Source organism: Gordonia sp. (in: high G+C Gram-positive bacteria) (assembly GCF_049299075.1).
Taxonomy (GTDB): Bacteria; Actinomycetota; Actinomycetes; order Mycobacteriales; family Mycobacteriaceae; genus Gordonia.
Genome location: NZ_JBAQWU010000104.1, coordinates 1 through 5,048 on the forward strand (window position 1 = coordinate 1; position 5,048 = coordinate 5,048).

A 5,048-nucleotide genomic window follows, 5' to 3' on the forward strand; every position below is an offset into this window, starting at 1 on the left:
CCAGCGCGGTCGGGATCCCTGCCGCTCCCATCCGGCGCGTCGCCTCGGGTGCGGGCGCCGGTCCGCCGACGGCGGCACTCGCCGCGCGCGCAAGCTCCAGGGCTGACGAGCAACGCTGCTCGGGCGCCTTGGCCAAACCCCAGCTGAGTACCGTGTCGAGCGCCGGCGTGATCGCCGGATTCAGAGCGCTGGCCACCGGGATGGGATCGAACAGTACTCCGCGGGTAATGGTCGAAATCGCCTCGCCCGGATAGGGCTTGCGGCCGGTTACGAGTTCAAAGAACACCGCGGTCAGTGCGTACACGTCGGCGACACCGGTAACCGGCTTATCGTCGAACTGCTCGGGCGCCATGTAGGCGATAGAGCCGATCGCGGTGCCCGTCTTCGTGAGATGCGAGTCGGTCTCGGCGTGTGCGACACCGAAGTCCACCAGATAGGCGAAGTCGGCGCCAGTCACCAGGATGTTCTCCGGCTTTACATCACGGTGCACCAGACCAGCGGCATGCGCCGCGTCCAGAGCTGCGGCCACTTGCTGAATGATCGGCAGCGCTTCGGTGGGCGTCAACACCCCGCGCTCGGACATAATCGTGCGCAAGTCACGACCGTTAACCAGACGCATATCGAGGTAGAGCTGACCGTCGATCTCGCCAAAGTCGTGAATCGGGATCACGTGCGGTTCGTCTAGCCGGGCGATCGTCTGACATTCGCGCCGGAACCGCTCCTGGAACATCGGATCCTGCGCGAGGTGGGGCGGCAATAGTTTCAACGCCACGGTGCGGTCACGAACGATGTCATGCGCTCGGTACACCTCGCCCATACCGCCGCGACCGATGAGCGACTCGAGTCGATACGGGCCGAATTCCGTGCCGACGCGGCTAGCCGGGCTATCCATGTGAATCCTCTCTCACGCGGGCCTCGCCGAGCGCCAGCAATATCGTACTGAGATCGTACTGGGCACCGGGCCCCGACAAACACCCGGCCAGCGCGGGTGTCCCCCGTTCAGCCGACATGGCAGACCGCGGTTGGCGCGACGATTCCGGGGAAATGGTCACGCACCGACGAGCGGATCTAGACGAGCAGTCGGATCTGGTCGACGACACGCAACAGACCGGGCAGCGCGCCGGAAGTGGAACGCGGGTGCAGGGCATGCACGGCGAGCCGGAAAATCGTGGCGCGCAGAAGCATCTGCTCCCACTCGTCGTAGTGCGACCAACGCGTGATCAGTTCTTCTTCGGCGCCGCCCCATGCGAGGGCATCGACGACGATCACCGCGGCCGCCCAGGCCGGCGGACGCCAGTACGGCACGATATCAGTGATCGCGGGCGCCGCTGCGCCGGCAAACAACACAGTGCCGAACAGGTCCCCGTGCACGACCTGTGACTTCGAGGTGACCGGACGACGCAGCCCGGCGAGGGTCTTGAGCGCCGCAATCGACTGCTGCGCGTCGTCGCCAGCCGGCTCGATGTCCATGCCCGCAGACCGTGCCGCGCGCAGCGGCACATCCTCCCAGGCCGCGCGGTCGGCGGCGGTGAAGACGTCGACGTCGCTGAACGGCGGGGCCGGCTGCTGGAGCATAAAACGCGGTCGTTCCAGCTTCGCGATGGCCTCGTGCAGCCGGTCAGCGACAGCGAGAACTTCGTCGTGCCGGGGTTCCGGGCTGCCCGCCACGTAAGTGTCGGCGCGCCAGCCGGAGACGACGTAGCGGCCATCCGAGGCGCGGATCGGTCGGGCCACGCGCATACCCTCGACGTACAGATTCTCGCGAGCAGTCGCCGACCAGGCGGCGCGAGCGCGGTCGGGCACCAGCGACAGAACCACCTCCCCGACCCGCCAACCGGCCACGCCCGCGCCAGTCATGGCGATCGGCGGGTGCGCGGTCAGACCGAAGGTCGTCAGCACCTGCTCCGGCGGCGCAGAAATCGTGGTCACAGTAATCGAGGTTACCGATCACCTGTCGATCCCCGGTATCGCCACACCGAGATGAGACCGGGCTAATAGCGCGCGCTAGTACATCGGGAGGCTGGGATCAACGTGCCGCACCCACGCGGCGATGCCACCCTGCAGGTGCACGACGTCGGGGATCCCGGCCCGGCGCAGTGCCGCCAGCCCTTCGGCCGATCGGATTCCGGTCTTGCAGTAGAGGACGACGCGGCCGGCGCGGGCGATGTCGCCGAGCGCAGCGCCGGACAAGATGTCGCCGACCGGGACCAACCGTGCGCCCGGCAGCGCGACGATCTCGAACTCCACCGGCTCGCGCACATCGATCACCACTGGCGGATTGGGTCCGTCGAGCTCCGCGCGTAACTCCGCCGGCGTCACGGTAGGCGCGGTGTCCGGCACGACCGCGGGGTCGTCGAGCGTTCCGCAGAACGCGTCGTAGTCGATCAGTTCGGTAATCTCCGGGCGTTGCGGGTCACGGCCGAAGCGGACGGTCCGCACCGCCATAGCGAGGGCGTCGTAGATGAGCAGCCGACCGAGGAGCGGCTCCCCGATCCCGCAGATCAGCTTGACCGCTTCGGTGCCCATCAAGGAGCCGATGGTGGCCGGGAGTAGTCCGACCACGCCGCCCTCAGCGCACGACGGCACCAGCCCGGGCGGCGGCGCCTGCGGATAGAGGTCGCGGTAGTTGAGGCCGCGGCCGCCAGGAGCGTCCTCCCAAAACACGCTGACCTGTCCGTCGAACCGGAAGATCGAACCCCATACGTACGGCTTGTGTGCGAGGACCGCGGCGTCGTTGACGAGGTAGCGAGTGGCGAAATTATCGGTGCCGTCGACGACGAGGTCGTACCGCGCGAACAGCTCCACCGCGTTCTCGGCGGTGAGTTGCAACTCATGCTGCTCGACGGTCACCAACGGGTTGATCTCGGCAATCGACTCGGCGGCAGAGGCGGTCTTCGCCCGGCCCACGTCGGCGACGCCGTGAATCACTTGTCGCTGCAGATTCGATTCGTCGACGACATCGAAATCGACCACACCCAGCGTTCCGACGCCGGCGGCGGCCAGATAGAGCAGCGCGGGCGAGCCCAGTCCCCCGGCGCCGGTCACCAACACGCGGGCGTTCTTGAGTCGCCGCTGCCCCGTCGGGCCGAGCTGCGGAATGATCAGGTGCCTGCTGTAACGCGCGATCTCCGCGCGGGTGAGCTCGTCACCCGGCTCAACAAGCGGCGGGAGCAGGGTCACTTGTCCGGGTACGGCCAGGCGTTGGGTCGACACGTGTACGTTCGATTGGCCCGGACATCGGGGTCCAGCGCCAGGATCTCGCTGTTCGCGGTACCAAATGTCTGCTGCATCATGATCGGTGCCAGCCCACCGTCCTGCTCGCAGGCGAGATGGTGCTCATAGCCGATGCCGTGCCCGACCTCGTGATTGATCAGATACTGCCGATAGGCGAGGCCGTCGCCCTGGAAGGCGATGGCACCGCGCACCCAGCGGGCCTCATTAAGCACCACCCGGCCCTGTGGCGGGTAGAAGCAGGACGCTTCCAACTTGACCTGGTAGCCACAGAGATCACGTGACGTGTCCGCCGAGCTGAGCGAGATACGCAGGTCCGGCTCGCCTTTGTCAATCCGCCGGAAGGCGACCTTATCGCCACCGACCCAACTCTTCGGGTTGGCAAGAGTTGCATCGACCAGCTGGGCATACAACTGCTCACCACCGAAGTCGGTCGGATTCAGGCCATCCTCCACCTCGACGGTGTAGGTGTACACCTCGTCGCCGGTACCGATCTTGTCGGTGGTGCCGCGCACGACGCTGAATACCTGCTCGCCCTTCTTGGTGAACGGCCCACCAGCGGGCAGCGCACCGGCAGGCAGGGCTGCGGCCGCGATGTCGGCGCTCGGCACACCGATCGGCGTCGTCTCCTTGGAGACGTCCAGGTTGCGCGACCGAGGGTCAATTGTGGCGCCCTGCTGCTCGGACGAAGTTCCGTCGTCAACGATGGTGAACACGAGAAGTGCAACGGTGAGAACTCCGAGCAGGCTGATTGCGTAGGCACGCCAGCCGAAGTCGCGGAAGAAACGCGCGATGGCACCGCCTGGGCGCTCCTTCTCGGCGCCGGTGTCGGCGGCGATCGGGTCCCAGCGGGCACGCAACGGCTGGTCAGGCCGCGGGCGTCGGGGCCGCGTGGGCCCGGGCGAAGGTGTACCGGTCACGACACAACTGTCTCACAGACCTCGCGCGATAGCGTACTCCGCTTACTGCACTCCACTGTCACTGTCTACACACCACCGTCTGCGGTCGCGGGCCGGTGGCCGGGCGGACCGCCGACGATGCGGCGTGCGCGCACGCACGCCCGTTGCTCGCGGCGAGTACGCTACTGGCCATGTCTGCCGCCGATTTCCCTGTCGCGCATGAGGCCAAAGCCTCGGCGTCCAGCCGTTCCACCCGCCTTCCGCGGAGCGCGCGCCGCCGTCAACTCCTCGACGCGGCCAGCGAGATCTTTGTGGAGCGCGGCTATCACTCGGCGGGCATGGACGAGATCGCCAGTGCGGCCGGAGTCAGCAAGCCGGTGCTCTACCAGCACTTTCCATCGAAGCTCGACCTGTACATCGCCGTCGTCGACTCACACGCCGAGAAGCTGGTGTCCGACGTCAACCGCGCCTTGTTGACCACCACCGATAACCACCAGCGTGTCCGCGCGGCGGTGGCAGCCTTCTTTGATTTCATCGACGAGGACAACTCGGGATACCGGTTGATCTTTTCCTCCGATGCCAAGGATCCCGCGGTGATCCGGCGGGTCGACGGCGCGACCGAGGCATGCGTTGACGCGGTGTACGGCCTGGTGATGACCGACTCGGGGTTGGACCCGCACCGTTCACGGATGCTTGCCGCCGGCTTGGTCGGTGCGAGTCAGGTGAATGCGCGCTACTGGTTGGAGGCCAACCGGCCGATCGAAAAAAGCCAAGCGGTGGAGACCACGGTCGCACTCCTCTGGCAGGGCCTGTCCGGCGTGCCTCGTATCGATGCGGACTCCGCCGACTCTGAGTAAGTCGGGACCCGAGTTCTGGGCACCACTGAATACTGGGCACCACTAAATACTGGGCACCACT

At 66.6% G+C, this 5,048-nt stretch carries 5 protein-coding genes; 1 reads left to right on the forward strand and 4 read right to left on the reverse strand.

What is annotated here, in order from left to right; all coding sequences use genetic code 11:
• The 4 genes from WAW85_RS03395 to WAW85_RS03410 form a co-directional block, all read right to left on the reverse strand.
• Positions 1 to 892, reverse strand: an 892-nt coding sequence (locus WAW85_RS03395) for a serine/threonine-protein kinase (RefSeq protein ID WP_422558244.1), incomplete at its 3' end; no start/stop codon positions are given.
• Between the two features lie 176 nt (positions 893 to 1,068).
• Positions 1,069 to 1,929, reverse strand: coding sequence for a TIGR02569 family protein (locus WAW85_RS03400; protein ID WP_422558245.1), 861 nt, complete (start codon positions 1,927 to 1,929; stop codon positions 1,069 to 1,071).
• 75 nt (positions 1,930 to 2,004) lie between these two features.
• Positions 2,005 to 3,180, reverse strand: a complete 1,176-nt coding sequence (gene moeB / locus WAW85_RS03405; RefSeq protein WP_422558248.1) for a molybdopterin-synthase adenylyltransferase MoeB — start codon at positions 3,178 to 3,180, stop codon at positions 2,005 to 2,007.
• Entirely contained in the window at positions 3,177 to 4,151 is a 975-nt protein-coding gene (locus tag WAW85_RS03410) for a DUF3152 domain-containing protein (protein ID WP_422558246.1), read from the reverse strand. Before WAW85_RS03410 ends, moeB begins: the two co-directional genes overlap by 4 nt.
• A gap of 170 nt (positions 4,152 to 4,321) precedes the next feature.
• Between WAW85_RS03410 and WAW85_RS03415 the strand changes: the two genes are divergently transcribed.
• Positions 4,322 to 4,987 carry a TetR/AcrR family transcriptional regulator gene (locus tag WAW85_RS03415; RefSeq protein WP_422558247.1) on the forward strand — a complete coding sequence of 222 codons (666 nt, stop codon included), beginning with the start codon at positions 4,322 to 4,324 and terminating at the stop codon, positions 4,985 to 4,987.
• Positions 4,988 to 5,048: the final 61 nt, after the last annotated feature.